Origin of the sequence: Nocardiopsis lucentensis DSM 44048, from assembly GCF_000341125.1 — a bacterium.
Classification (GTDB): Bacteria; Actinomycetota; Actinomycetes; order Streptosporangiales; family Streptosporangiaceae; genus Nocardiopsis; species Nocardiopsis lucentensis.
Genome location: NZ_ANBC01000853.1, coordinates 1 through 3,743, shown reverse-complemented (window position 1 = coordinate 3,743; position 3,743 = coordinate 1). Strand labels below are relative to the sequence as shown.

At 71.3% G+C, this 3,743-nt stretch carries 4 protein-coding genes; 2 read left to right on the top strand and 2 right to left on the bottom strand.

What is annotated here, in order from left to right; translation table 11 throughout:
* The coding region (locus D471_RS0129695; RefSeq protein WP_017601981.1) for an Lrp/AsnC family transcriptional regulator at positions 1–465 on the bottom strand (465 nt) is incomplete at its 3' end.
* Between the two features lie 193 nt (positions 466–658).
* On the opposite strand from D471_RS0129695, the gene D471_RS0129690 reads away from it, so the two are divergent.
* Positions 659–1,963, top strand: coding sequence for an MFS transporter (locus D471_RS0129690; RefSeq protein ID WP_017601980.1), 1,305 nt, complete (start codon positions 659–661; stop codon positions 1,961–1,963).
* A gap of 69 nt (positions 1,964–2,032) precedes the next feature.
* Positions 2,033–3,322: an MFS transporter gene (locus tag D471_RS0129685; RefSeq protein WP_017601979.1), complete on the top strand. Its 1,290-nt coding sequence runs from the start codon at positions 2,033–2,035 to the stop codon at positions 3,320–3,322.
* 36 nt (positions 3,323–3,358) lie between these two features.
* On the opposite strand, the gene D471_RS0129680 is transcribed toward D471_RS0129685, so the two are convergent.
* Positions 3,359–3,743 (bottom strand): anti-sigma factor (locus tag D471_RS0129680; RefSeq protein ID WP_017601978.1); only part of this gene is annotated, 385 nt, incomplete at its 5' end.

Sequence of the window (3,743 nt, the reverse complement as noted above, 5' to 3'; positions counted from 1 at the left end):
CGCCGTGGCGGGGGCGATGCGGTCGTTGCGCAGGTGTTCGTAGACGATCGACGCCCGCACGTCGGCGACCTCCGGCCGCTCCGTCAGCTTGTCGACGACGAACGCGTACAGGCTGTCGTTGTCCGGGAGGGCGACGTGGATGAGGAAGTCCTCGTTTCCCGAGGTCACGAAGACCGACAGGGTGTCGGGAAGGGAGCGCACCCAGTCGCGGAACGCCTCGATGTTGTGCCGTGAGGGCTTGACGATGCGCACGGTGATGAGTGCCTGCACCGGTCGGCCGATGAGCTCCAGGTCGACGTCCAGCAGTGCGCCCCGGATCACACCCCTCTCCCTGAGCGCGCGGGTCCGGTCCAGCGTCGTGGTCGGGGACGCGCCCACCGCTGAGGCCACGTCCCGGTTGGTGCGTCGTGCGTCCGACTGGAGTTCGGCCAGGATCGCCGTATCAAGTTCGTCGAGATCAGCCATAACCCCATAGTAGCCGTATTAAGTACGGAAAGTTGTGTATGCGACCGCTTTGTGCATAACATTTCCTTGAAAAGGTCGTATTTGGCTCGCCCAGGGAAGCCGATCCTTTCCGGGCAGGCAGCGTCGCCCGCCGGTCGACCCCGCTCTGATGCAGCGCCGCATCACCGCACAACAAGGGACGTCCGTCGCCGTCATGAGCGTTTCCTCCGTCGCGGCCGCCACCGACCGACCGTCGGTCCGGCCGCTCACCACGGCTCCCACAGGAGCCCTCCGAGGCCGCACCCTGGCCCTGCTGGCGATCACCTGCGCGGCACTGAACCTGCGCCTGGTGGTCACCGCCCTGTCACCCCTGCTGACCACGGTCGGGGACGAGTTCGGCTTCGCCGCCACCGTCATCGGCGTGTTCGGCACCCTGCCGCTGATCGCCTTCGCCGTCTTCGGTCTGGTCACCCCGGCGATCATGCGTCGCCTGGGCCCGGAGCTCACCGCGGTTCTGAGCATGCTGCTCACCGCCCTCGGCCAGGCCCTGCGCGCCTTCGCGCCCGACACCGGCACCCTGCTGGTGCTGACCGCCGTGGCCCTCGCCGGCGCGGCGCTGGGCAACGTCGTGCTGCCGCCCCTGATCAAGCAGTACTTCCCCGACCGCCTGGCGACGCTCAGCACCGTTCAGATGGTCGCCATCCACACGGGCGCCCTCTTCCCGCCGCTGGTCGCCGTTCCCCTCGCCGAGGCCGTCGGATGGCGCCTCGCCATCGGCGCGTGGGCCGTGATCGCCCTGGCGGCCGCCGGCCTGTGGGTCCTCCAGTGGCTGAGCCCCACCCGGGGCGACACCGCCCAGGCCGTGCCCGCCCCGACCCGAACCGCGCTGGCCCGCCCCGTCTGGCGCGTGGGCATGGCCTGGCGCATGGCCCTGCTGTTCGGAATGGTCACCTGGAACGTCTTCACTCTCTTCACGTGGCTGCCGACCCTGCTCGCCGACGCCGGGCACACCGACGCCTTCGCCGGGAGCATGGTGTCGCTGATGGTCGGCGTGAGCCTGCTGTTCGGTCTGGTCGCGCCCACCGCCACCGTGCGTTCGGCCAACACCTTCCCGATCATCGCGCTCGGCGTGGCCGGGTACGCGATCGGCTACCTGGGAGTCGCGGTGGCCCCCGAGCACCTGACACCCCTGTGGGCGGTCTTCCTCGGCATGGGCACCAGCCTGTTCGTGGTGACCATGACCATGATCAACACGCGCAGCACCACCCCCGGAGGGGCGGGCGCCCTCTCCGGTTTCGTCCAGGGAGTGGGCAGCGGGATCGCCTTGGGCGGGCCGCTGCTCTTCGGCCTCGTGGGCGAGCTGACGGGCGGATGGGGTGCGTCGTACCTGTTCGTGGCTGGTGGATCGCTCACAGTCGCCCTGGTCGTGGCCTACGTCGAACGCACCCCGCGCACCATCGAGGCGGCCGCCGAATCCGTGGGTCGGCGTACCACGGGAAGGTCGGTCGTGCGCGCATAATGGCGGCATGAGATCCGCACCCCCCGATCGGCCTTCCAGACCGGTTCCCACGGCGTTCCACCGGTCCACATGACCACCGAGCGGCGGGGCCCGTCCGGGCCACCCGGACGGGCCCCGTGCCGGGTCGGGGCGAACGGGTCCCGGGCGCTTCTGCGCAACCGCGACTTCCAGGCGCTCTGGACCAGCAGGTTCCTGGCCGGACTGGGCAAGGAGAGCGGTGAGGTCGCCTACCCGCTCCTGGTGCTCGCCCTCGTGGGATCGGCCGCGCAGGCCGGTGCGATCGGGGCCGCCCAGGTGACGGCGGCGATGGTCTCCGCCGTCCTCGGCGGGGCCCTCGCCGACCGGATCAACCGGCGCGCGGTGTTGCTGGTCTGCGACCTGGGACGGCTGGCCCTCCTCGTCCTGTTCACCGGCCTACTGCTGGCCGGGCACGCGTCCATCCCGCTCATCGCGTGCGTGGCGGTCGCCTCCGCCACCATGACGGGGATCGCCAACCCCGTGGCCACGGCCGCGACCAAACAGCTGGTCCCGGCCGCCCAGCTCGCGGACGCCGCCGCCCAGAACCAGATCCGCCTCTTCGGCACCACGGCCCTGGGCGCCCCGGTCGCGGGGTCGCTGTTCAACCTGGCAAGAGCGCTGCCGTTCGCCGTCGAGGCCGTCACCTACCTGGCCTCGGCCGTCCTGCTGCTGGCCGTCCGCCGACCCATGCAGGCGGACCGTTCCGAGGCTGAGGGGTGGACTCTGCGCGGGGTGGCCGACGGTTTCGTCCTGCTGGTCAGGCACCCCGTTCTGCGGCCGATGATCGCGTGGATCCTGGGGTTCAACCTGGTCTTCACCGTCACGGGGTCCTTCCTCGCCATCATCGCGACCGCGGAGGGGCAGGGCGCCTCCCACCTCCAGATCGGCATGACCGTTTCCCTGGCCGGCACCGGCGGCCTGGTGGGGTCCCTGGTCGCGGGGCTGGTCGTCCGGTGGGCGCGCCCGTCGGCGACCTTCCTCGTGGCGGCGTGGTCGGCCCCGCTGGGCGCGCTCGTGCTGCTCGCGGCCCCCAACGTGCTCCTGCTCGGGGTAGTCGTCGGATGCGTGTTCGCCATCGTCCCGAGCGCCAACGCCCTGTTCCACGGGTACGTGGCCGCCTCGGTCGGCGACGCGCGGCAGGGGCGCGTCCTGGGCGCCGTCGTATTCCTGGCGATGCTGTCCCAGCCCGTGGGGATCCTCGGCGTCGGGCTCGTCTACGACCACGCCGGACCCGAATGGGTCTTCTTGACCATGGCGCTCGTGTCCGGGGCGGCCGCCCTGTGCACCCTCACCCCGGTGATGCGGTCCCTGCCCCGGCCGGAGGAGGTGTCCGTGGCCTGAGGGGGCACACTCCCGTCAGGCCACGGACACCGGCTGTCAGCCGCTGAACGTCATCGCCGCGATGGGATCCGTGGTCGGCTGCTCGGATCCACCCTCGGGCTCGATCGTGACGGCCACGCCCTCAGCGCCCTCGGCGTCGGCCGCGGCGACGACGGGAACGGCCACGCCCTCGTCGTCGAGGGCGAGGAGGCCGGCCGGGGTGACCGCCCCGTTCTCGTGGGTCACCCAGAGCTGGTAGTCCCGTCCCTCGAGTTCCGACAGCCCCTGGGCGCCGAACACGATGCGGCCCCGCTCCTCGGAGTGCACGAGGGTCATGCTGACCCCCTCCTCCAGTTCGCCGGAGGTGTACTCGGCGTCCGGCGCGGTGAGCACGGACGAGATGAGCCGCTCCCGCTCCCGCAGTTCGCGGACCTGGCCGACC

Excerpts from the sequence above, each read along its gene's own strand:
- D471_RS0129690 (WP_017601980.1), top strand. The coding sequence starts at position 659 with ATGAGCGTTTCCTCCGTCGCGGCCGCCACCGACCGACCGTCGGTCCGG.
- D471_RS0129685 (WP_017601979.1), top strand. The coding sequence starts at position 2,033 with ATGACCACCGAGCGGCGGGGCCCGTCCGGGCCACCCGGACGGGCCCCG.